Source organism: Flavobacterium sp. 2 (genome assembly GCF_049949195.1).
Taxonomy (GTDB): domain Bacteria; phylum Bacteroidota; class Bacteroidia; order Flavobacteriales; family Flavobacteriaceae; genus Flavobacterium.
Map to the genome: position 1 here is coordinate 197,996 of NZ_CP188206.1, position 24,193 is coordinate 222,188.

Here is a 24,193-nt window from a genome sequence, read left to right on the forward strand (position 1 = left end):
GCAATTAAATGTTCTTTTTTTGAGAAAAACTAGAATAGTAACTTCAAAAAAAAGATAAATTTAAAATGTAATCGATTACACAAATCTATGAAAAATTATCAATATTCAAAGAAATTATCAAATAGTTTTGTTTTGTAGTAATTAACTTTCATGAAAGCTTTGTTTCGGTAAAAAAGCATACCATATTTTAGTTTTTATTAACAAATGACAAATATTGGAACTCAACATTTTTAAGTACTTTTGTGGCACTTTTATACAATGTAATTCCTCAAAAATGGATAAAAAAATATTCTCTTTTTTGTTTTCTACACGCTTAATGGCCGTTCTTTTTTTAACATTCGCAATTGCAATGGGTGTTGGAACTTTTATCGAAAGTAAATACAACACAGATACTGCCCGAATTTTAATCTATAATACATGGTGGTTTGAAGCTATAATGGCAATTTTCATGCTAAATTTCTTCGGAAACATCAAACGTTATCAATTACTTAAAAAAGAAAAATGGGCAACTTTTTTACTTCACATTGCCTTTGTTTTTATCATTTTAGGAGCTTTCATTACGCGCTATATCAGTTATGAAGGAATGATGCCAATTCGTGAAGGTGCGGCAGAAAATCAAATTTATTCGGATAAGACATTTATAACGGTTTTTGCTGACGGAGAATATAAAGGTGAGCCGAGAAGAAGAGTTTTTGAAAAAAATCTTCTAATGTCGCCAGTTACAAATAATGATTTCACACTTTCTGGAAAATTTGATGAAACTCCTTTTGAAGTTAGTTACGTGAACTACATCATGGGAGCGAAAGAAACGATAAAACCAGATCCTAAAGGAACTCTTTATTTAAAATTAGTTGAAGCTGGAGCTGGCGGACGTGAAGAACATTACTTGAAAGAAGGTGAAGTTCAAAATATTCACAACGTTTTATTTGCGTTAAATAAACATACTGACGGCGCTATCAATATTAATACAACTGGAGATAAATACACGATTCAAACACCATTTGAAGGTGAATTTATGCGAATGGCTGACAAATTGAAAGGGACAGTTACAAAAGATAATGTACAGCCTTTAATGATGCGTTCGCTTTACAGTATTGGCGATATCCGAATTGTTTTTCCAGATCCTGCTGTAAAAGGAGTTGTTGATTATGAATCAAGTAATGATTTTAAAGCAAAATCACATACAGATGCTTTAGTTGTGAAAATTAAAGCTGACGGTCAGGAAAAAGAAGTTCGTTTGATGGGGTCTAAAGGAAGTGTTGGTGAGCCTCAAACTGTTAAAATTGGTAAAATTGAATACAGCTTATTTTACGGAAGCAAAGCTTATATTTTACCTTTTAAAGTAAAATTGAATGATTTTATTGCTGATAAATATCCAGGAACAGAAAAAAGTTATTCTGCTTTTAAAAGTAAAGTGACCGTTCAGGATTCTACAGAAACTTTTGATGCCGATATTTTTATGAATCACGTTTTAGATCATAAAGGATATCGTTTTTTCCAATCTTCATTTGATCCAGATGAAAAAGGAACAGTATTATCTGTAAACCATGATTTCTGGGGAACCAATATTACCTATTTTGGATATTATCTGCTGTACATCGGTTTAATGGCTATTATGTTTACAAAGCATTCTCGTTTTGGAGATCTAAAACGTAAACTTGAAAGCGTTAAAAAGAAAAAAGAAAAACTAATTACTATTCTGGTTTTAATGATTGGTTTGAGCGGTTTTGCGCAACAAAATCCTCATGTTCATTCGCATGATCACGATCATAATCACACTGCAGATCCAAACGATCATGCTAATCATGTTGTAGCACCGCCGAGTCAAAAACAGTTAGATTCGTTGTTGACAATCTACAAAGCTCCAGAAGCGCATGCAGCTAAATTTGGTCGTTTGATTATTCAGGACGCGGGAGGAAGAATGAAACCAATTAATACTTTTTCATCTGAATTGCTTCGAAAAGTAAGTCATAGTGATAAGTACAACGGAATGAATTCTGATCAGGTATTTTTATCTATGACGCAATATGCTCAGGTTTGGATACAGATCCCGATTATTTATATTAAGATGGGTAATGATAGTATTCGTAAAATTATCGGAATTGATTCGAAAGATCAATATGCTCCATTTGTGAAATTTTTCGATGAAAACGGAAATTATAAATTGTCACCTTATTTAGATGCAGCTTATAAAGCAGGAAACCCGAATCAGTTTGAAAAAGATTATATTGAAACGGATAAAAAAGTAAACTTGATGGAATCTGCTTTAAGCGGAAGCATTTTAAAAATTTTCCCTGTTCCAAATGATCCAAATAATAAATGGGTTTCTTTCTTAGAACGTGAAAACAGTGCTTTTAAAGGAATGGATTCTACGTATGTAAAACAAATTCTTCCGTTATATTTTAGCGCTTTAAACAACGGTTCTATTTCTAAAAACTGGGATACAGCTGATCAATTGGTAGAAAGTATTAATGGTTTCCAAAAGAAATTTGGCGCAAAAGTTCGTCCAAGCGAGCAAAAAATTGATGCTGAGATTGCTTATAATAAATATGATGTTCTTCAAAAATTGCCTTATTGGTATATTACCGCAGCACTATTGATGTTTGTTTTTACTATTGTGAATATTTTCTTTGAGAAAAAATGGCTTCGTATTACAGTAAATGCTTTCCATGTTATAGTTGGATTGTTATTTGTGATTCATACAATAGCATTAATAGCACGTTGGTATATTTCGGGTCATGCACCTTGGAGTAATGCGTACGAAGCTATTGTGTATGTGGCTTGGTCAACAATGTTCTTCGGATTGGCTTTTGATAGAAAATCAAAATTAACAGTTGCTTCATCTGCTTTTGTTACTTCGATGATTTTAATGGCTGCCTACATGAACTGGATTGATCCGGAAATTGCAAACTTACAACCGGTTCTTAACTCATATTGGTTAATGATTCACGTTGCTGTTATTGTAGCGAGTTATGGTCCGACTGCATTAGGAATGATTTTAGGTTTTGTATCATTAGTATTGATTTTCTTTACAACGGAGAAAAACAAAGCTAAAATGGAATTAAACATTAAAGAGATTACTTATATCAACGAAATGTCCATAACTATTGGTTTGATTATGTTGACTATTGGAAACTTCTTAGGAGGACAATGGGCAAACGAAAGCTGGGGTCGTTACTGGGGATGGGATCCAAAAGAAACTTGGGCTTTAATCTCGATTATGGTTTATGCGTTTGTAATTCACGCTCGTTTTGTGCCTGCTTTACGCGGAAAATGGTTCTTTAATTTAATGACGATGTTTGCCTTTATTTCGATTTTGTTCACGTATTATGGAGTAAATTTCCATTTAGTTGGTCTGCATTCATACGCAAGCGGAGAGGCGCATTCTCTAAATTGGATTTATTATTCAATGGCAACAATTGCAGTAATTGGTGCTGTAACGTATCCGAAGTATCGTAAATACTATAAAACTAAAAAAGTAAAGAAGAAATAATTTATTGGGGTAATTATTTAATTCAAATAAAAAAGGTTCAGTGTCTACTGAACCTTTTTTTTATATCAGAATAAATATTTAAACAGGTAATTTACCCATAATTGCAAGTACAATCGCCGCGACGATAAAAAAGCATATTAAAAAGATAATATGGCTTAATATGCTCAAAAAGAAAGCTTTTATTTTTGAAATTTTATTAAAAAACTGAATGTTAGTCCAGAATATCAATATTAATCCGATGAAATAAGTTGCTGATGAAAATTTTTGAATTTCTGATGTGCCGTTTAAATAAAGCAATATTGGGAATGTCAGAATTTGTACAAAAAGTCTTTGAGATGCTTTAAAAGTATTTAAGACAAAAAATTCAACAAAATTATAGCCCTGTTTTCTAAAAACAATATAAGTTCCAATTGTGTAAATGGGAATTGTAGCAATCGTTACCCACGAAAAATGCGTTGCGACCCATTCATTAAATTCATGATAATCTAAAGTTTTATCAACTGAATCCGGAAATGTATTGATGTCAAAATAATGATAAAGAACTCCATAAAGTGTTGCCAAAACGACAACCAATGAAAGTGGTTTGAAATGTCTGACGCGTTTTCCTTCAATAAATTCACGTACAGAATGTCCTGGTCTTGTAAAAAGCTGTTTTAATGAATACGTAATTCCTTTGTCAAAATGCAATAAACCATGCTGAATATCGTGCCATAAAAAATGAATATTTATTTTATGAGTTGCCGAAGGCTGTCCGCAATTACTGCAATAATGCCCTTTAAAAACATGATGACAATTTTTACAGATTATTTCCATTATGATAATTTAATTAGATTGTACTTTCTTAAAACCATTTGGGAACATAATCGCCAGTAAAACCACAATGAGAAGAAAGTTATATTCAACGCCGTTTCTTCCTCCGCCAACAACAAACCATCCTTCTTGAAAATGGACTAAAACAATTCCCATTATTAAAACAAAAATCGTTACAAAACCTGCGAGCTTGACATATTTATTAAGTAGTAGAAGTACAGCCGCAATAACATGAGATAATTTAATACTCCAAGCCAGAAAAACGCCAAAAGGAGCAAAACCAATTTGGTTCAAATATAAATTTCCAAAATCATTAATGCCATTATTAAACATTCCGAAAACAGAATGCGTAAGAAGAATAATTGAAACTGCAATTCTTAAGAGTAAATTTCCGTTCATGATGTGGTATTTGCTTATTAATCAATTAAAAATAATAAAAAAGCGCATATCATTTCAATATGCGCTTTTTGTTTTTATACAACGTTTAATTTTAAACTTTTCCTAAAGTGTACAATTGTGTCATTGTCGGTGTTAAACTTCCGCCAGCAGGCTCGAGCGTAATCCCGAATGCCTCAGCTTCGTTTGTACGATCTACAGCAAAGATTTTATTTGAATTTCCTTCAAAATCGCTCAGTAAACCAATGCTTGTTGGAGTCAGAACCGGACTTAGTTTTAATGCCCAAACTTGGTAAACCATTCCTTTTGGAGGTTTTGGCAAACCAGCCGCATCAATGTAAGTCGTTTTAGTGTCTTTATTCCAATACACTTTTGCAAAAGAGGTTGGAGAAACTGCCTGACCGCCAAGTGTTACACCAGTATTTTTGATGTCTCTTACAATGGTTAAACTTTTTTCAGTTTCTTTATTCTGTTGGCTTAAAAAAGCATAATCTCTTTCAATTTTGTTTTTTTCAGTTCCAACAGTAGAAATTGCTTCTTTCGTTTTTGTCAATTCTAAAGTCTGATATCCTAAACCTAACAATAAAAGTACCGCGGCAGCCCAACCAACATATTGCGACCAGTTTGATGCTGGCTTAATATCGACTACTTTGCCATGTTTAAGTTCTAGTCTTGCTTTGATTTTTTCAAAATTAGCTACAGAATGGAAAGGAGCGAAGCTTGATGATAAAGCAACAATAGCTTTTTCAATCGCAATAATTTCAGCATCGACCTCTGGATTCTTTTTAGCTAATTCGGTAATTTCTATGTTTTCCTTTTCGGTTAATAAACCATATACGTATAGTTCTAATAACCCTGATTCAATATATTCTTGTGCTTCCATTATATTTTTAGATAATTTCTTAAATCATTAATACAGTTTCTGTTTTGTGTTTTGATAGTCCCCAATGGCATTGCCAATTCTTCTGAAGCTTCTTGTTGGGTATATCCTTTAAAGAATAACAAATTAATTATTTCAATACATTTTGGTTTTAGTTTCTTTACGAATTCTTGAATTCCAATTGCATCAAGTTTATTGCTTAATTTATTACTGTCATCTAACAGATTTACGAAATTATCGGATGAAAGGTTTTTTTGAGAGTTATTAAAATTTTTGGATCTTAGTGTATCGATAGAAGTATTTCTAGCAATATTAAGGATCCAGGTGTAAAATCGGCCTTTGCTTTCGTTATACGAATCTATGTTTTTCCAGATTTTAACAAAAACTTCCTGTAAAACATCTTCAGCCTCTTCGCGATTTTTGATTAGTACATTAATGACCGAAAACAAACTTTTCGAGTACATATCGTACAAATGGGTAAAAGCTCTTTCGTCTTTTTTGTAAATTAAAACTAATAATTCTTCTTGACTCATAGATTGGGATTTTAAAGCTTAAACAATAATTAATATCACATTATTTTATTACCTGAGATAAAGATACTTTATTTTTTTGTGAAAATTATAATTTTTTTAACAGGCAAAAACCTAAGAAACATAAGGGTTTGGAAAAAAAATCAACTTTTTTTTAATTTTTTTTCGATTTTTTAAAACCAAAATTCATCCAATTACGTAAATGCTATTATATAAGAAAATTAAGATGCAGAATAATAGCAAAAACCTTGATTTAACAGGGGAAATCTAAAACTTAGCTATCTGAAAGTTCTAAAATCATTAAAGAAAAATAAATTTTATTAAAGTTGAAAACGTAAATAAAATCTCAATAAATAAAAAATATGATGATGAATAAGACAAATATTTTAAAAATATTGATTGTGGCTCTTACGAATGTTTTGTCAGTGATGCATTTTGGAAATACTGATGATAAAAATGATATTAAAAAACTGAATTTTTCAATTTCTGAATTACAAGTTCAATAATATAACAATTAATAGTTGGTGTCCTCGGACTTCCAAATAGAAAATTTATTTATAAGCAAGTATTTTCAATTATAAACGAGTAAAATTATCCACTGTACACGCCATTGAAGAAAATCAGATGAAAATGCGAATTAGGGTTTAAAATTAATTTTCACCATAACCGAGAGGCATCAACTATAATTTGAAATACTATAAAATACAATACGAGCCCGAATAAAGATTAAAGCTCTTTTACAAGGTCTCACTTTAATTTATGAAAACGCAATAAGGCATAATAATTAATTCATGGTTTGATTTGTTTGTATGGGGGGAAGCCTAACGTCTGATTAACGTTAGGCTTCATTTTTTTAACGAATCTTTAATATAAAATAAAATTGCCAAAGCCTTTTTGTAAATCAGATTTTAACTAATTTTATAAAAAATTAAACAATGAAAAAAATAGTATTTATAGCTTGCAGTGTTGCTTTTTTATTCGCTTCACAAGTTCAGGCTCAAACGAGTAATAAAAAATCGAAAACAGAGAAAGCTATGGCAAAAGAAACCATTTATCAGTTTAAGGTTGAAGATTTATCAGGAAAAACTTTTGATTTTGCTTCTTTAAAAGGAAAAAAAGTGATGATTGTTAATACAGCATCAAAATGTGGTTTAACACCTCAGTACAAAGATCTTGAGGCAGTTTATAAAGAATACAAAGACAAAAATTTTGTAATTGTAGGTTTTCCGGCAAATAATTTTGCAGGGCAGGAACCTGGTACAAATGAAGAAATTGCTACTTTTTGTCAGTTGAATTATGGTGTAACTTTTCCAATGATGGATAAAGTTTCTGTAAAAGGTGATGATATGTGCGAAGTTTACAAATTCCTGACTCAAAAATCAAAAAATGGTTTGCAAGATTCTGAAGTTGAATGGAATTTTCAAAAATATTTAATTAATGAAAAAGGAGAATTAGTTAAAGTAATCAAACCTAAAACTTTAGTTACAGATCCTGAAGTTATCAATTGGATTAAAAGCTAATCATAAGACCGAAACCAAAAAATCCACAAATTTGAAGAAATTCAAGTTTGTGGATTTTTTTTTGTGAGGGACAAAGCAACAAAGCAACAAAGTAACAAAGGATCAAAGGTTTTCTCCAAGGTCTTGTCATTTCTCTCACTAGACTTCAAAATCAAATAGAAAAACCGCGCTAATCCGCGCTTTCGCGATAGCGAATCCGTTAAATCCGTGTACCATCTACACCAATATTAACTGCATAAAAACCAAATCCAGCCAGTGATTAAATTTATAACCCACTTCACGGATTGTTCCCGTTGCAACAAAACCAAATCGCTCGTGAAAAGCAATACTTCCGGCATTATCTGCATCAATTGCGCCAATCATAACATGATAACCTTGTTCTTTTGCCAAACGAATTAATTCAGTCAATAATTTTGATCCAATTCCTTTTCCGATCACATTATCAACCACATAAACAGAATGTTCGACCGTATATTGATAACCAATTTTTTCTCTAAACTGACCGTAACTTCCAAAACCTACAACTTCACCATTTAAATCGGCAACAACAATAGGAAGATTTTTAGCTTTTTTATCTTCAAACCATTTGGTCTGCACTTCAAGAGTTTGAATATCATAACTATAATTTGCCGTTGTGTGCAAAATCGAATGATTTACAATCGCTAGAATTTTTTCTAAATCATTTTCTGTTGCTGGCCTTAATTGTACTTCCATGTTAAATGTATTGGTAATTTTATTCGGTTATTTTGTGTTTAATTCAGCTAATAAAGTGTCAACTTCTTTTGGGTTCCAAGTCATTTCGGTGCAAATAACCTTGGCATCTTTGGCATATTGCAACGCCATTTTTTTGTCTTTAATTTTATTATAAAGTCGGGCAAGTAATAAATTTCCGTCATATGAATCATTGATTTCCAATGAATGTTTTACCCAGAAAATTGATTTTTTTAAACTTTTAGCATCATTAATGTGTTTTAAATAGGTTTGTCCGATATCTTTCAGGAAACTAGCATCGTTCCAAACTAATTTTTGTGTGTTTTCCAAAGTTGTTTTTTTGTAAAACTGCCATTTTTCAGTTCTTTCAGCTAATGTCAGGTCAAATTTAAAAACCAAAGAATCAGTTTTTTGAAGACGTATTGATTTTGCGACTTCTCTTTGTTTATAATAATTTACGGTATCTAAATTATTAACATAAGGGCGAAGCAATTCGGTTACTATACTTTCAATTTTGCGGTCTACACGATTTTGAGATGCAACAGCAGCAAATTCTTTTTGATGTTTTAAAACGAATTGAAATTCTCTCGATTTAATATCGGTAACGCCATTAGCAATAATTCTCCAGTTTGTTTCGCTAATTAATTGAGCATCAGATTGTGTGTTTAGGTAAATATGCGTTGGAGGTGATAAATCTGTTCTGTCTTTTCCTTTTTTCAAAGTGTTTAAATAAGTAAAAAACTTATCAGAATTGCTTGGATCCGACATGAATTCCTTTTCTAAATAAGGCAATTGCATTCTTGAATTCAGTGCATATTTTACTTCCGTCATAAACTCTGGCGTTTTCATTTCGCCTTTTAGTGCATATAAAAGCGTTTCATTGGCATCCAAAAACAAAAAAGTTGGAAGTGATTTGGTATTGTATTTGTTTTTCAGCGCAATTCCTTCTTCTTTTTCAATGTTTTTCCAGATGCAGATATAGTTTTCTTTTAAAAAAGACATCACATTTGGATCGCTAAAAACTTCTTTTTTCATTTGATTGCAATGTGGGCACCAATCTGCATACAGCATTATAAAAAGTGGTTTCCCTTCTTTTTTTGCATTTTCCAATGCAGTTTTATACGGCGTATCATCCGGAATAAACTGATTTTGGGATTTTACAGTTTGCAACGAAAGAAAAAGTACTACAATATATAGGAAACGCATATGAAGTATATTTTTATTACAAATTCACTTTTACAAATATATTCCCTTTTTCTAAAAAGCGCCTTAATATCTTCCTATTTATAAGTTAAATCAAATACGAAGTTTGTAACTTTGTAATAGTAAAAGAAAATGCTGAATTTTAGTTTTTCTTTAAAAAAGTAATACGCTACAGGAATGATTTACCCCAAAATACCGCTTGCACAAAGCATTATCGAAATTTGTTCAGCAAAAGGAATCACTAATATTATTATTTCTCCAGGTTCAAGAAACGCGCCTTTGACGATAGGATTTGCCCAAAATCCGAATTTTAAGTGTTATAGCATTGCCGACGAGCGTTGTGCAGCATTTTTTGCGTTAGGAATTGCACAACAGACTAAAAAGCCAACAGCAATTGTTTGTACTTCAGGATCTGCTTTATTGAATTATTATCCGGCTGTGGCTGAAGCTTTTTACAGCCAAATTCCATTAATTGTTATTTCTGCAGATCGTCCTCAAAACAAAATTGACATTGGAGACGGACAAACGATTCGTCAGCAAAATGTTTTTGAAAATCATTCGGTTTTTAATGCCAATTTAACCGAAGAAGCTTCTGCTGAAAATGATTTGAAAATCAATAAAGCTATTGAAACTTCGATACTTCAAAAAGGTCCGGTCCATATCAATGTGCCTTTTGAAGAGCCTTTATACGAAACTGTTGAGACGCTTTCTGTTCAGCCAAAAATAACAACTTTGGAAGAACAAGTCCCAACCAAAATTATTGATAATAGCGAAGAAACTGCTTCCATTTGGAATTCGGCTAAAAGAAAACTAATTCTTATTGGAGGAATAAATGAAGTAAACTCTATAGAACAGGAAATTTTGGAAAACTTTGCCAACGATCCATCAATTGTTGTCCTTACAGAAACTACTTCGAACTTGCATCATCCGAGTTTTATTAATAGCATAGATACTTTAATTACACCATTTGACGATTGTGATTTTAAAGAGTTGGAAGCAGAAGTTTTAATCACTTTTGGAGGTATGATTGTATCAAAACGTATTAAAGCTTTTTTACGCAAGTATAAACCTGCACATCACTGGCATATAGATACTTTGCGTGCATATGATACATTTAATGCTTTAAGTAAACATTTTGTAATGGAGCCAAATGATTTTTTTAAAGATCTGCTTCCAAAAACAGAATTTGTAGCTAGTAATTACTTTAAGAAAATCGATAAAATTTATAGTCTTAGAAATAAAAGAAAAGAAGAATATTTAAAGAAAATTCCATTTTCAGATTTTAAAGTTTTTGAAAAAATAATTGAATCGCTTCCTAAGAACATCCAATTACAAATTAGTAATAGTTCGGCAATTCGTTATGCACAATTAATTGAAATTGATCCATCAATTGAAGTTTTTTGTAATCGCGGTACCAGCGGAATTGACGGAAGCACATCAACAGCAATTGGTGCGGCTGTGGCAAATGCAAAACAGAACGTTTTTGTTACAGGTGATATCAGCTTTTTATATGACAGCAATGCTTTGTGGAATTCTTATATTCCGAAAAACTTCAAAATCATTTTAATTAATAATGGAGGAGGAGGAATCTTCAGAATTTTGCCTGGACACGAAGAAAAACCTGTTTTTAATACTTATTTTGAAACTTCGCACCATTTGACAGCAGAACATTTGGCGAAAATGTATCAATTCAATTATTTAAAAGCTTCAGATAATGAATCGCTGGGAAAAGGCATTTCTGATTTATATGCTGATAATGATTCACCGGTTATTTTAGAAATTTTTACACCAACAGCTCAAAACGATGTTATTTTAAAACAGTATTTTAAAGAACTGAATTAAAAATTTGTAAGTTAAATTTTGTTAAAATTTACAAAATAAACATTTTTAATTTTAAATTTGGCTGCATTAATTGTAACCAATATTTAAAATTATGAGCGCTAGAGAAGAATTAATTAAGAAGTATGCCGCAGATTTAAAAGATAAATGCGGTGTAACACCAAACATGGATTTGTTGACTAAAGTTACGATTGGCTGTGGTCCATCAATTTACAATGGAGATGCATCTACAGTTGCTGCGTCGCAACCGTCAGAATTAGAGACTGTAAAAAAGAATTTTTTGATTAAAAAATTAGGATTAGCAAACACTCCGGCTTTAGATGAAGGACTTCATGCCGTATTAGAAAAATATGGCCACGCAAACAAGCATAAATACAGAGCGGTTGTATATTATTTATTGACACTTCACTTTAAAAAAGAAAGTGTTTACAAATAATTACTAAAAGAAAAAGCGCCAATTTGGCGCTTTTATTTTTCTATTCTGTTATTTAATCGGAATTGGAAAAACGGGCAAACTCGCATGCCCTAAAGCATCTACAGTCTGCACAGCAAAAAAGTAATTATCTTTAGAATAAGGAATTTCTGCCTGTGTGTCTTTCACAAAAAATGTTTTTTCCCAATGTGATGAAGAAGTTTCTCTCATTAGAATCTGATAACCGTATTGCGCTTTTCCTTCTGGAGCTGACCAAATCAGAGTAGATGAATTTGAAAGTTTTTTAACTTCAATTCCAACATTTTCCGGCGCTTTTGGTGATGAAGCAAGATTAGCCAAGGTTGCCAAATTAGCACAAGTATTTTTTCTTAAATAATCAAAATCCATAAATTCAGGCAAGTCACCATATTGAATATTGTTCTCTGTTCTTAAATCCTGATGCTGATGATCGAAATTTTCATTCATTTCACAAAAACGAACTGCTGTAAAACCGTTTTGGCTAAATGGTGTATGGTCGCCACCTCTTAAAAAACGATCATTTCTGTACACTAATTTTACTTTCAACTGATCTACATATTGTTCCGTAACCGTTTTAATGTATCGAGCCAAAAGTCTTGAAGGACTATCATTGTCACGGCTTATGGCTTTACGCATTTTAGCTTCTTCCTCCGTTTCTAAATACGGAATTGTTTCACTAAAAATACGAACTTGAGTATTATCTCTTAAATTAGTTCCGCTTGATAAACTGTTGCCAATCATATCATTATTAAGCATTGCTACAATATTCCAGTTTTGTTCTTTCGCTTTTTCAGCAAGATGACGCGCTCCAATTAAACCTTGTTCTTCGCCAGTTACTGCAACAAATATAATAGTAGCCGGAAAAGATCGCTTGCTCATTACTTTTGCCAACTCAATAACTGCAGCAACACCAGAACCATCATCATTTGCTCCCGGCGCATTCGACTTTATATTCATAACATCTGTAACGCGAGAATCTAAATGTCCGCTAATAATCAGAACACGATTATCTGTTGGATCAGTTCCTTTTAAAGTAGCCATTACATTTCCAATCTGACTGTCGACATTAATTCTTTTTCCATCCGCTTTAACGGTGAAATAATCAATTTCTGAAGTTAATCTTCCGTTTGATTCCAAAGCAAATTTGTCAAATTCTGATTTTACCCATTGCTGTGCAGCACCAATTCCTTTCGTTTTGTTTTTAGGATCACTTAAAGTATGTCGGGTTCCAAAAGAAACTAATTTATGAATTGTTGCTTCAAGATTTTCGGCTTTGATTTCACTAATCATTTTCTTTATTTCAGGATCTTCAGAGACTTGAGAAACAGAAATCTGAGTGAATAATAAAAAGGCAAAAGCAGAATAAATAATGGTCTTTTTCATTGATTTGGGATTAATTATAGGTTTCCAAATTTAACCAAAAGGAATAAACTACAATATAATGTATGCTTCTTTTTTTATCCAAAACATTTTTCGGTTTACCATTCTCAAACTTCGTACATTTGCAGCATAGAAATTTAAGAATATGCTTGAAATAGGAAAATACAATACACTTACTATATTACGTGATACTAAAGTGGGTTTGTTTTTAGGAAATCCTGAAAAAGATCCTGATGGAATTCACGATGTTTTACTTCCAAATAAATATGTTCCGAATGAATTTGAAATAGGCGAAGAACTTGTTGTTTTTGTTTATTTGGATCATGAACAGCGACCAGTTGCAACAACACTTGAACCTTATATTTTGTTGAATGAATTTGCACTTTTGAGAGTAAATTACATTAATCAGGTTGGTGCTTTTATGGATTGGGGAATGGAAAAAGACATTCTTGTTCCGTTTAAAGAGCAGGCACGCCCAATGGAAAAAGGAAAACGTTACTTGGTATATTTATATTTAGACGAAAAAACAAAACGTTTAGTAGCCTCAAGTAAAACGAATCAGTTTCTAAACAATGATCATTTGACGGTTGAAAAAGGAGAAGAGGTTGATTTGATTGTTTCGCATATAACTGAAATCGGAATTAACGTAATTATCAATGAACAGCACAAAGGTCTTTTATACAAAGATGAAGTTTACGATGATTCAATTCGAACTGGAGACAGAATGCGCGGTTATATCAAAAACATTCGCCCAGATAATAAAATAGATGTTGCTTTGCAAGTTCAAGGTTATCAGAGTATTGAGCCAAATGCTGAGAAAATTCTAGATGAATTAAGAGCCAATCGCGGTTTTTTACGTTTAAATGATAATTCGCATCCAGAAGATATTAAAACTGTTTTAAAAATGAGTAAAAAGACTTTTAAAAAGGCTGTAGGAACTTTATACAAGGAAAAACTTATTGAAATAAAAGAAGACGGAATTTATCTTGTAAAAGAAAATTAAAATTCCAACAATTTAATACAACAAGAAAGGCCGCTCATTACAAGCAGCCTTTCTCTTTTTATTCTAGTTTTAAAAAAAATTGTAATTAAAAAAAAACAGAAATAAAATAATTCGAATCCATTTAAAAAATAATAGCTTTATTAATTTTAGAAATTACTTTTCATCATGGGTATGTCTTTTAAACAATCAATACATTCATTTTTATTAGCAAAAGCTCGATTTCACGGCTAATCCATTTGGTTTGATAAAATAACTTTTAGAAAGTTTCAGTTAGTATTTTTTTCCTCTTTTCGTAATCAATTTTCTATACTAATTACATTCAACAATTCTATTGTTTAACCGTAGGTGCTACTATCTCCTTTTTGAAGTTTTAACAAACGCATAAATCATTTGCTCACTGTTTAAGGTTTTTTTACTAATTAGAACCGTAAAAAAATGAGCGACAAATTTTTTAAATTTTCTCAAAAAAATCATTTTTTAGGTTAATAAATCAGTGAAAGAAAATCAATCTAATATCAACAAAATAAATTGTATCTCGTTGATTTCTAGGGTGTAAAATTACTTATTATTTTTTAAAACTAATGTTAAAAAGTGTTATTTTTTGTAAGTAAATACCAATTGTTAACATTGAGTGCTGTTTTGTGGTAAGACTTAAATCAAATTGAGTAGGTAAAAATGTAAAAATGCTTTATTTTTACACTATAATTATTAAAACAAACAGATAAAAATGGATTGGATTACTGCCAGAGAATTTGAAGATATAACCTATAAAAAATGTAATGGAGTTGCCAGAATTGCTTTCAACAGACCAAATGTGAGAAATGCTTTTCGTCCAAAAACAACTTCAGAATTATATCAGGCCTTTTATGATGCACAGGAAGACACTTCAATTGGAGTTGTTTTGCTTTCAGCAGAAGGTCCGTCAACTAAAGATGGAGTTTATTCTTTTTGCAGCGGAGGCGACCAAAATGCACGCGGACATCAAGGTTACGTGGGAGATGATGGACAACATCGTTTGAATATTCTTGAAGTACAGCGTTTAATTCGTTTTATGCCCAAAGTAGTTATTGCTGTAGTTCCGGGTTGGGCTGTAGGAGGCGGACATAGTTTGCACGTGGTTTGCGATATGACGCTGGCAAGTAAGGAACATGCCATTTTTAAACAAACAGACGCAGATGTAACTAGTTTTGACGGTGGTTACGGTTCTGCTTATTTAGCTAAAATGGTAGGACAGAAAAAAGCACGTGAAATTTTCTTTTTAGGAAGAAATTATTCAGCTCAGGAAGCTTTCGAAATGGGAATGGTAAATGCTGTTATTCCGCATGATGAGCTTGAAGCAACAGCTTATGAATGGGCGCAGGAAATTCTGCAAAAATCACCAACTTCTATCAAAATGCTGAAATTCGCCATGAACTTAACAGACGACGGAATGGTTGGCCAGCAGGTTTTTGCCGGAGAAGCAACTCGTCTGGCCTATATGACAGAAGAAGCTAAAGAAGGAAGAAATGCATTTTTAGAAAAAAGAAAACCAAACTTTGGCGAAAATAAATGGTTGCCATAAATTAATAAATTGTTTTAGGTTTCATGTTCTGTAGAAAACTTGAAATTTGAAACCTGAAATTTGAAACCAAATAAACTAAAATATAAATGAAACATTGGATTGAAGCCGCAAGATTGCGCACATTGCCTTTATCAGTTTCTGGAATTATCGTTGGAAGTATTTATGCTTTATCAAACCCAACAGAAACAATTAATACGCCAACAGAAGTATTTAGCTGGAAAATTTTTGGTTTTGCACTTTTAACAACATTAGGTTTGCAGGTTTTATCCAATTTTGCCAATGATTATGGTGATGGAGTAAAAGGTACAGATAACGCTGACAGAGTAGGGCCACAACGCGCTATTCAGAGTGGGAAAATCACGCCTCAGGCAATGAAAAAAGCAATAATAATTACTTCATTATTAACGCTTTTATCGGCTATAATATTGATTTATTTTGCATTTGGAAAAGATAACTTTGGGTATTCGATTTTCTTTTTATTATTAGGAATTGCAGCAATTGTTTCGGCAATTCGTTATACAGTTGGAAATTCAGCTTACGGTTACAAAGGATTTGGAGACGTTTTTGTTTTTGTATTCTTCGGATTGGTAAGTACTTTGGGTGTTAATTTTTTATATTCGAAAGAAGTTGATCCGCTGTTGATTCTTCCAGCAATTTCAATTGGTTTGCTTAGCGTTGGTGTTTTAAACCTGAATAATATGCGTGATGAAGAATCAGATAGAAAATCAGGAAAAAACACAATCGTAGTTCAAATTGGCGGAGCAAAAGCTAAAATTTATCATTTTACATTGATCATCACAGCTATGATTTTGGTAGTTGTTTTTGCTATTTTGAGCGATTATAATTTTGACCAATACTTATTTTCACTAGCCTATATTCCTTTAACAAAGCATTTAATTACGGTTTCTAAAAACCAGGATCCTAAGCTTTTAGATCCAGAGTTAAAAAAAGTAGCGCTAAGCACTTTCTTGCTTTCATTATTATTGACAATCTGCATGATTTCACTGATTTCAGATATTATCGTTAACCTTTTTCTTGGAGGAAGATAACCAAGTTCAATTAAAAAAATAAGATCATGAAAATAACATTTTACGGACACGCTTCTTTAGGCATCGAAGTTGGAGGAAAACATATTATTGTTGACCCTTTTATTACCGGAAATCCAGCTGCTGCAGCAATCGACCTTAGAGATTTAAAGGCCGATTATATTTTACTTACACACGCACACGCTGATCATGTTTTAGATGTTCAGGCTATTGCAAAACTTACAAATGCTGTAATTGTATCAAATGCAGAAATTGCGAGTTATTATGCAAAATTGGGTTTTAATTCACATCCGATGAATCATGGCGGAAGCTGGAAATTCGACTTTGGGAAAGTTAAATACGTAAATGCTATTCATTCAAGTACTTTTCCTGACGGCACTAACGGAGGAAATCCTGGAGGATTTGTAATTGAAGGCGAGCATAAAAATATTTACATCGCGGGAGACACTGCCCTTACAATGGATATGAAGTTGATTCCTATGCGAACAGAATTAGATTTGGCAATTCTTCCAATCGGAAATAACTTCACAATGGATGTCGAAGATGCTATTATCGCTTCAGATTTTGTAGAATGTGATAAAGTTCTAGGGTATCATTTTGATACTTTTGGTTATATCGAAATCAACCACGAAGAAGCAATCAAAAAGTTTTTCGATAAAGGAAAAGATTTGATGTTGTTAGGAATCGGAGAATCAATCGAATTATAATTATCAATTTAAATATAGCCGAAAGGAGGAGCTAATCCCGCTTTCGGCTATATCTTTTTTTAGGCAATGAAAAATTGCCCAAAAAAGGATACCGCCTCTATCGGGGCTAGGGCACTCGGTTTCATAAGAAATATTTTGGCATAATTTTTACTAAGATTATTGGAATCCATGAAATTAACTACAAATAAAAAAGTAGAGAAATTGATGTAATTCTTAGCAAAAAACAATCATTCAACATGACTTTCAAAAAAATAATTCTATCACTATTAATTACTTTTTCTTTTAGCGCTTTTGCACAAAAAGATGGTTATTGGGATAAAGAACGCGCAACAACAAAAGAGATTATTGTTTCTGCACGTGATCGAATCACAATAAAAACAGAAGATCTTCCCGTTGGAACTACTGAAATTGTATACAGAATCACACTTTTGGATGAAAATCAACAAATGGCAAACAGTTTAGTTTCGGTATTAAAAGCAATTCCAGATCCAACCGGTGTTAGTCAGGGTTCAGCTGGGGCAGTATTTATAATGTCCAAGATTTCAGGAGATGATACTTGTACTTACGCCTTATTTACATCTGCAGAAAATGCAAAAAAATACATTGACGACGGAAAAACAGACAAAGCTTGTTATGCTCAAGAAGAACCTTTAAGCAAGGATGCGAAAAGATTATCGCTAGATAAATCTACTTGTTTAGGGCAAAATGTAAGCACAATATGGTTTGGATTTCATAGCAAAAACTGGCTATTAAATCAAAAAGTTGTTTTAGAAGTCGTGCCTTGGGTTGATACAAAATTAAATCGTGGCTGGAATCAGGATAATAAAAATGAAATCATTAGTTTGTGCAAAACATCAACAATGGCACAAAAAATGGCTAATTCTGATGATTTTTGCGTTTGTATTTTAGATAAAATCATGAAGCAATATCGCTATAGTGAATTCCAAAAGCTGCTTCCAATAGAAAAAAATAAAGTTTATAAAGACTTTGGAAGCGCTTGTTATAAAGATGCTGATATTTCTAAAAATGTTTTTAGTGACCTTAGAAAACAGGCTTCTTTATTGATTAAACAACAAAAATACAATGAAGCAATTCCTAAATTAAATACTATAATTGGTGAAGGAAAAGCCACCGCATTAGATTACAGCTCAATTGGTTATTGCTATATTTTGACAAAACAATATGAGAAAGCACAAAAGTTTTTACAAGAAGGTGAAAAACTCGATAATACTGAATTACTTGTAAAATTAAACCTGGCACATTTGTATTTGGTGAACAATAATTATAGTGATGCAAAAGCAATCTATAAAAAATATCAGGATCAAAATGTCACAGATAGTTTAAGCTGGAAAGATAAAACAAAATCAGATTTTGCTATTTTCGAAAAAGCAGGTCTGCCATCAAAAGATTTCGAAAAAATTCTAAAACTTTATAATTAAAGATTCTAAGCCCCTGAGATGCTAAGATGCTAAGTTTTTTTCAGCATCTTTAATCTTAGCATCTCAGTAGCTTAGCAACTTAGCAACTTAAAAAAATGACCGCTACTTACCACAAATACATGCTCGAGTTTAAACGCCCATCCGGGACGTCGCGAGGGATTATGACCGAAAAAGAAACCTGGTTTATCGTTTTAGAAGAAAACGGTAAAAAAGGAATAGGCGAGTGTGGTATTTTACGTGGCTTAAGCGCCGATGACCGCGATGATTATGAAGAAAAACTGCAGTGGGTTTGCCAAAATATTCATTTGGGTGAAACAGCACTTTGGGAAGCTTTATTAGAATTTCCTTCTATTCAATTTGGAGTGGAAATGGCTTTTTTATCTTTAAAAAGTGAAAATCCGTATTTATTGTTTCCTTCCGATTTTACCAATAATTCAAAATCAATTGAGATAAACGGTTTGGTTTGGATGGGCGAAGCATCTTTCATGAAAGAGCAAATCGAAGACAAATTAGCGGATGGTTTTAAATGTATAAAACTTAAAATTGGTGCAATAGATTTTCAACGAGAATTAGATTTATTGCAATTCATTAGAACTCATTTTTCAGCTGAACAAATTGAAATCAGAGTTGATGTCAATGGTGCTTTTCCATTAAATGAAGCTTTAGATAAATTAAGTCAACTCAATCAATTTCAATTACATAGTATTGAACAACCTATCAAGAAAGGTAACATTCAGGCGATGCATGATTTATGCAAAGCAACACCATTTCCAATTGCTTTAGACGAAGAATTGATAGGTGTATTTTCATTTGAAGATAAAGAGAAACTATTGCAAGAAATCAAACCGCAATATATCATTTTGAAACCAAGTTTTATCGGAGGTTTCAGAGGAACAAAAGAATGGATTGATTTAGCAGATAAATATGGAATTGGTTGGTGGATCACATCAGCGTTAGAAAGTAATATTGGCCTAAATGCGATAGCACAATGGACTTTTATTCAAAATTCAAAAATGCCTCAGGGATTAGGAACAGGCGCGCTTTACACCAATAATTTTGATTGTCCACTTGAAGTTTCAAAAGGGCAATTGTGGTACAATGTTTCAAAAAAATGGGATTTTTTTGAAACAGATACAAAGTAACAGAGTTGCAAAAAAATAAAACCTTTGTCCCTTTGTTACTTTGCAGCTTTGTTCTTTTTTCTCACTCTTTTCCTCCCAACAAATTAGCTTGCCAGTCTTTCAGTTCTTGCCATTTTCCTTGATGAGCCATTAATGCTTGTTTTGGCCAGGTACTTGGATTGTGCATGGCAAAATTTTCGCCTGCTGCGTCTAGAATATTCTGCAGTTTTTCAGTAGATGCTTTTGATAAATCTTGCCATGTCGCAATTCCTGCTTCATTAAATAAAGCTTCAATTTTAGGGCCAATTCCTTCAACAATTTTCAAGTCATTTTCTTTTACTTTTTTACCTAAAATATTTATAGCGATTTCTTTGTCAAATATAAATTGTGATATAGATGATTGTGGTGTTGGATTATTTTTTTCTTTTGAAGCTAATTCAACATCAAGAGCATTTATTTTTTGATTTAAATTCTTTACCGTGGACTTGCATACATCTAAATCTTCTTGCAAAGATACGGCGAGCAAAACATCTTTTTTTGAGCTCATTTTTCCTAGTAGGTAACCGAAAATCCCAAAGATCAAACCTACTAACGCCGGTATTATAAAACACATTATATCCATGATCTGTTATTTTTAAAATGATAAGATTGGCCGTCGGAATTTATCTGCTTAAACTTTCTTAAGAAGTTTTAGAAACGTCTGAAAAATCAAAGTATTTGATAAATCAACAACAGTGTTAGGGTCTATCAAATTTAGCGAAAAATAAAAGTGTAATATATTAACAATCAGTTAATTTGCTGATTATGTTTTGATTTTGGTTAAATGAAAAAACAAGCTAATACTTTCTTATTGCAATTTCGGGACTGAATTAAATTGAGTAACTTGCAGTAAAATTAATTGAAGAATCAAAATGGTTGAAATTGAAAGAAAGTTTCTTGTGAAATCGGAAGATTTTAAAGAACAGGCTTTTACTCAAAATAAAATTGCTCAGGGGTATTTAAGCTCGATTCCTGAAAGAACAGTTCGTGTGCGAATTAAAGGAGAAAGAGGATTTTTGACAATAAAAGGTATTGGACATCAAGGAGGAATGACTCGTTTTGAGTGGGAAAATGAAATTCCGCTGGAAGAAGCGCAGGAATTGTTGAAATTATGCGAAAAAGGGAAAATCGAAAAAACTCGTTTTGAAATTAAATCTGGAAATCATGTTTTTGAAGTTGATGAATTTTATGGTGAAAACGAAGGCTTGATTATGGCCGAAATCGAATTGGAATCAGAAACAGAAACTTTTGAAAAACCAGATTGGCTGGGAGAAGAAGTTACCAATGACGAAAGATATTACAACGCTTATTTGAGCAAAAATCCATTTAAAGACTGGGAAAAATAATTTATTTATGACAGATTATGATTTGATTATTGTTGGAGGCGGGCCAATTGGTCTTGCTTGCGCAATTGAAGCTCAAAAGAAAAACTTACGATATTTGATTATTGAAAAAGGCGCAATTGTAAACAGTATTTTCAATTATCCGCTTTACATGACATTTTTTTCAACCGCTGAAAGATTAGAAATTGGTGACATTCCGTTCAATTGTCTGGCACCAAAACCTGGACGTCAGGAAGCTTTGGAATATTACAGAAATATTCATCGTTATTTTAATTTCAACATAAATTTGTTTGAAGAAGTAACTGGGATTCAGAAAAATGAAAATGCTGTTTTTGAAATTACAACAAACAAGAATTCTTATAAATCTAATAATGTAATTATCGCGACAGGATTTTATGATATTCCAATTACAATGAATGTAAAAGGGGAGGAGTTGCCAAAAGTTCGCCATTATTATAAAGAAGCGCATGAATACGCTTTTAGAAATGTTTTGGTAGTTGGCGCCAATAATTCATCTGTTGACGCAGCATTGGAATGTTGGCGTAAAGGTGCAAATGTAACGATGGTCATTCGTAAAAATGAAATCAACTGCAGAGTGAAATATTGGGTTAAACCCGACATTGAAAACCGAATTGAAGAAGGAAGCATCAAAGCTTATTTTGCATCGAATATTACTGAAATAAAAGAAAACGAAGTTGAAATTGAAACTCCAGAAGGAAAAGTGACAATTGAAAATGACTTTGTTTTGGCATTAACCGGCTACAAACCCGATTTGAATTTTCTTGAAAACATTGGGATTCAGCTTTCAGATGATGAATTAAAAATTCCATCTTATAATTCGGAAACTATGGAAACAAATGTTGAAGGATTATTTCTCGCAGGTGTTGTTTGTGGTGGAATGCAGACACACAAATGGTTTATTGAAAACTCTAGAATCCATGCTAAAATGATTGTGGATCACATTACTTCAAAATAAAAAAGTTTGTCACATTGAACGGAGTCGAGAACTTCATAAAACATTTCGACTTCGCTCAATGTGACAAACTAATAAAATAATTTATTGGAAATTTGTGACTTACAAAAACTTAAGAGCTACAAGATAACATTGAACAGCCTACTTTAGATCTTGCCCAATCTGGTCGTTTTGAAAACCATTTTTCATGTTCTGGTTGTTCATCATATGGTTTTTGTAAAAGAATATAAAGTTCATCAATTAATGAATAATCCTCTTTTTCAGCAGCGTCAATAGCAAGTTGCGCCATATAATTTCGAAGTACATATTTCGGATTAATTAAATTCATTTTTTGAGAACGCTCTTCATCTGAAAAAGTTTCAGCTTTCAGTCTTTCCAAATAATCAGCAAACCATTTTGTCCAAATTTCTAAAATTTCTCCTGAAACTTCTTCTTCTTTGTAAAATGCATATTTAATTTTTTCAATTCCTTCTGGAGCAAAATCTGATTTTTCAACCGAACTTAAATTTCTAAAAAAGATTGTCATATCCGTTTCTGTCAATTGCAAAGTGTTTTCTAAGTCTGCAATTAATTGATCGTCAGTTTCAGTTGAAGTAAACAATCCTAATTTGTTTAAAAACATTGTTTTATAATCAGAATTAAAATCATTTATGAATGATTCCAATATTTTTTCTAATGGTGCTGCTTCATTAATCAATGGATAAAGTGCGTTGGCTAACTGAAATAAATTCCATTGCGCAACGCTAGGTTGATTGCCAAAACGATATCTTCTGTTTTGACTATCGGTTGTGTTTGGTGTCCAGCTTGGATCATAATTTTCAAGCCAGCCGTAAGGACCATAATCAATCGTGATTCCGTGAATCGACATATTATCGGTATTCATAACACCATGCACAAAACCAACACGCTGCCAATGCAAAATCATTTCACGCGTTGTATCGGCAACTTTTTTGAAAAATTGCAAATATTGTTCTTTTGGCTCACCGCTTATTTCCGGAAAATAATGTTTGATTGTGAATTCTACAAACTGCTTTAAATTTTTCAGCTCATTTCGAGAAGTAAGCATTTCAAAACTTCCAAATCGGATAAAAGATGGCGCAACGCGACAAACGACAGCACCTTTTTCATAAGCCGGATTTCCGTTATATAAAATATCACGTAAAACCTGATTGCCTGAAAGAATCAGAGAAAGCGATCGGGTAGTGGGAACGCCAAGATTATACATTGCTTCGGCACATAAATATTCTCTTATTGAAGAACGCAAAACAGCTAAACCATCAGCAGTTCTGGAATATGGAGTTTTTCCGGCACCTTTCAACTGAAGCGTATAAAACTGATTGTTGTTTTCGATTTCAGTCAAATTGATGGCACGACCGTCGCCCAATTGTCCAGCCCAATTTCCAAATTGATGTCCCGCGTAGCACATCGCATACGGCTGCGTTTCAGGAAGAATTTCATTTCCTGAAAAAACATTTAAAAAGCTTTCAGACTGAATTTCATCTTCAGAAATTCCAACCAATTCTGCTACTTCTTTTGAAGCATGAATTAGTTTTGGATTTGAAGGTTTTGTTGGATTTACAAACGAAAACAAAGTGTTTTTTACCTGACGAACTTCATTTGTTACATCAGGATCTGCAGGTAATTCGGCTGTAAATCGATTATTTATTTTAAGATTTTTCATTGTTGATTTATTTTGCCACAGATTGCAAGGATTAAAGTGATTTAGTTTAAAAATAAGAAATCCTAAT

The 24,193-nt window shown here is 32.4% G+C and carries 22 protein-coding genes; 13 read left to right on the forward strand and 9 right to left on the reverse strand.

Annotation, left to right across the window (positions count from 1 at the left end; genetic code table 11):
• Positions 1 to 274 precede the first annotated feature (274 nt).
• Positions 275 to 3,493 carry a cytochrome c biogenesis protein CcsA gene (ccsA, locus tag ACNFIH_RS00705; RefSeq protein ID WP_426485052.1) on the forward strand — a complete coding sequence of 1,073 codons (3,219 nt, stop codon included), beginning with the start codon at positions 275 to 277 and terminating at the stop codon, positions 3,491 to 3,493.
• A gap of 78 nt (positions 3,494 to 3,571) precedes the next feature.
• Here ccsA and ACNFIH_RS00710 read toward each other — a convergent pair whose 3' ends face one another.
• The 4 genes from ACNFIH_RS00710 to ACNFIH_RS00725 all read right to left on the reverse strand — a co-directional run bounded on the left by ACNFIH_RS00710 (position 3,572) and on the right by ACNFIH_RS00725 (position 6,112).
• Entirely contained in the window at positions 3,572 to 4,306 is a 735-nt protein-coding gene (locus tag ACNFIH_RS00710; RefSeq protein WP_142448738.1) for a DUF3667 domain-containing protein, read from the reverse strand.
• Positions 4,307 to 4,315: 9 nt separating this feature from the next.
• On the reverse strand, positions 4,316 to 4,702 hold the full coding sequence (locus ACNFIH_RS00715) for a DoxX family protein (RefSeq protein ID WP_426485053.1): 387 nt from the start codon (positions 4,700 to 4,702) through the stop codon (positions 4,316 to 4,318).
• Positions 4,703 to 4,793: 91 nt separating this feature from the next.
• A complete protein-coding gene (locus tag ACNFIH_RS00720) occupies positions 4,794 to 5,582 on the reverse strand; it encodes an anti-sigma factor (protein WP_035643636.1) in 789 nt (262 codons plus the stop codon).
• Entirely contained in the window at positions 5,582 to 6,112 is a 531-nt protein-coding gene (locus tag ACNFIH_RS00725) for an RNA polymerase sigma factor (protein ID WP_035643638.1), read from the reverse strand. The genes ACNFIH_RS00720 and ACNFIH_RS00725 overlap by 1 nt, the downstream gene beginning before the upstream one ends.
• 365 nt (positions 6,113 to 6,477) lie before the next feature.
• On the opposite strand from ACNFIH_RS00725, the gene ACNFIH_RS00730 reads away from it, so the two are divergent.
• Complete coding sequence (locus ACNFIH_RS00730; RefSeq protein WP_426485054.1) at positions 6,478 to 6,615, forward strand: hypothetical protein; 138 nt, start codon at positions 6,478 to 6,480, stop codon at positions 6,613 to 6,615.
• A 429-nt stretch (positions 6,616 to 7,044) separates the two neighbouring features.
• Positions 7,045 to 7,629 carry a glutathione peroxidase gene (locus ACNFIH_RS00735; RefSeq protein ID WP_426485055.1) on the forward strand — a complete coding sequence of 195 codons (585 nt, stop codon included), beginning with the start codon at positions 7,045 to 7,047 and terminating at the stop codon, positions 7,627 to 7,629.
• A gap of 216 nt (positions 7,630 to 7,845) precedes the next feature.
• On the opposite strand, the gene ACNFIH_RS00740 is transcribed toward ACNFIH_RS00735, so the two are convergent.
• Positions 7,846 to 8,343: an N-acetyltransferase family protein gene (locus tag ACNFIH_RS00740; protein ID WP_426485056.1), complete on the reverse strand. Its 498-nt coding sequence runs from the start codon at positions 8,341 to 8,343 to the stop codon at positions 7,846 to 7,848.
• Positions 8,344 to 8,370: 27 nt separating this feature from the next.
• The gene (locus ACNFIH_RS00745) at positions 8,371 to 9,546 is read right to left on the reverse strand and encodes a thioredoxin family protein (protein WP_426485057.1); all 1,176 of its coding nucleotides are present in this window, start codon (positions 9,544 to 9,546) and stop codon (positions 8,371 to 8,373) included.
• Positions 9,547 to 9,720: 174 nt separating this feature from the next.
• Between ACNFIH_RS00745 and menD the strand changes: the two genes are divergently transcribed.
• Positions 9,721 to 11,385 (forward strand): 2-succinyl-5-enolpyruvyl-6-hydroxy-3-cyclohexene-1-carboxylic-acid synthase, encoded by a 1,665-nt coding sequence (gene menD / locus ACNFIH_RS00750; protein ID WP_426485058.1) that lies wholly within the window; start codon positions 9,721 to 9,723, stop codon positions 11,383 to 11,385.
• 91 nt (positions 11,386 to 11,476) lie between these two features.
• Complete coding sequence (locus ACNFIH_RS00755) at positions 11,477 to 11,818, forward strand: DUF2853 family protein (protein ID WP_426485059.1); 342 nt, start codon at positions 11,477 to 11,479, stop codon at positions 11,816 to 11,818.
• A gap of 48 nt (positions 11,819 to 11,866) precedes the next feature.
• Here the strand turns inward: ACNFIH_RS00755 and ACNFIH_RS00760 are convergent, their stop codons facing one another.
• Entirely contained in the window at positions 11,867 to 13,216 is a 1,350-nt protein-coding gene (locus tag ACNFIH_RS00760; RefSeq protein WP_426485060.1) for a M28 family metallopeptidase, read from the reverse strand.
• Between the two features lie 142 nt (positions 13,217 to 13,358).
• Between ACNFIH_RS00760 and ACNFIH_RS00765 the strand changes: the two genes are divergently transcribed.
• The 6 genes from ACNFIH_RS00765 (at position 13,359) to ACNFIH_RS00790 (ending at position 20,111) form a co-directional block, all read left to right on the forward strand.
• Positions 13,359 to 14,216, forward strand: a complete 858-nt coding sequence (locus ACNFIH_RS00765; protein WP_426485061.1) for a CvfB family protein — start codon at positions 13,359 to 13,361, stop codon at positions 14,214 to 14,216.
• Positions 14,217 to 14,943: 727 nt separating this feature from the next.
• On the forward strand, positions 14,944 to 15,777 hold the full coding sequence (locus ACNFIH_RS00770; protein WP_012024845.1) for a 1,4-dihydroxy-2-naphthoyl-CoA synthase: 834 nt from the start codon (positions 14,944 to 14,946) through the stop codon (positions 15,775 to 15,777).
• An 86-nt stretch (positions 15,778 to 15,863) separates the two neighbouring features.
• Positions 15,864 to 16,826: a 1,4-dihydroxy-2-naphthoate octaprenyltransferase gene (gene menA / locus ACNFIH_RS00775; RefSeq protein ID WP_426485062.1), complete on the forward strand. Its 963-nt coding sequence runs from the start codon at positions 15,864 to 15,866 to the stop codon at positions 16,824 to 16,826.
• Between the two features lie 26 nt (positions 16,827 to 16,852).
• Positions 16,853 to 17,530, forward strand: coding sequence for a metal-dependent hydrolase (locus tag ACNFIH_RS00780; RefSeq protein WP_035643662.1), 678 nt, complete (start codon positions 16,853 to 16,855; stop codon positions 17,528 to 17,530).
• A 236-nt stretch (positions 17,531 to 17,766) separates the two neighbouring features.
• Positions 17,767 to 18,969, forward strand: a complete 1,203-nt coding sequence (locus tag ACNFIH_RS00785; RefSeq protein WP_426485063.1) for a tetratricopeptide repeat protein — start codon at positions 17,767 to 17,769, stop codon at positions 18,967 to 18,969.
• Between the two features lie 95 nt (positions 18,970 to 19,064).
• Positions 19,065 to 20,111 (forward strand): o-succinylbenzoate synthase, encoded by a 1,047-nt coding sequence (locus ACNFIH_RS00790; protein WP_426485064.1) that lies wholly within the window; start codon positions 19,065 to 19,067, stop codon positions 20,109 to 20,111.
• A 61-nt stretch (positions 20,112 to 20,172) separates the two neighbouring features.
• On the opposite strand, the gene ACNFIH_RS00795 is transcribed toward ACNFIH_RS00790, so the two are convergent.
• On the reverse strand, positions 20,173 to 20,637 hold the full coding sequence (locus ACNFIH_RS00795; RefSeq protein WP_426485065.1) for a hypothetical protein: 465 nt from the start codon (positions 20,635 to 20,637) through the stop codon (positions 20,173 to 20,175).
• Between the two features lie 364 nt (positions 20,638 to 21,001).
• Between ACNFIH_RS00795 and ACNFIH_RS00800 the strand changes: the two genes are divergently transcribed.
• Positions 21,002 to 21,475, forward strand: a complete 474-nt coding sequence (locus ACNFIH_RS00800) for a CYTH domain-containing protein (protein WP_426485066.1) — start codon at positions 21,002 to 21,004, stop codon at positions 21,473 to 21,475.
• A 7-nt stretch (positions 21,476 to 21,482) separates the two neighbouring features.
• Positions 21,483 to 22,448, forward strand: coding sequence for a YpdA family putative bacillithiol disulfide reductase (locus ACNFIH_RS00805; RefSeq protein ID WP_426485067.1), 966 nt, complete (start codon positions 21,483 to 21,485; stop codon positions 22,446 to 22,448).
• 109 nt (positions 22,449 to 22,557) lie between these two features.
• On the opposite strand, the gene ACNFIH_RS00810 is transcribed toward ACNFIH_RS00805, so the two are convergent.
• Positions 22,558 to 24,126 carry a protein adenylyltransferase SelO gene (locus tag ACNFIH_RS00810; RefSeq protein ID WP_426485068.1) on the reverse strand — a complete coding sequence of 523 codons (1,569 nt, stop codon included), beginning with the start codon at positions 24,124 to 24,126 and terminating at the stop codon, positions 22,558 to 22,560.
• Positions 24,127 to 24,193 lie beyond the last annotated feature (67 nt).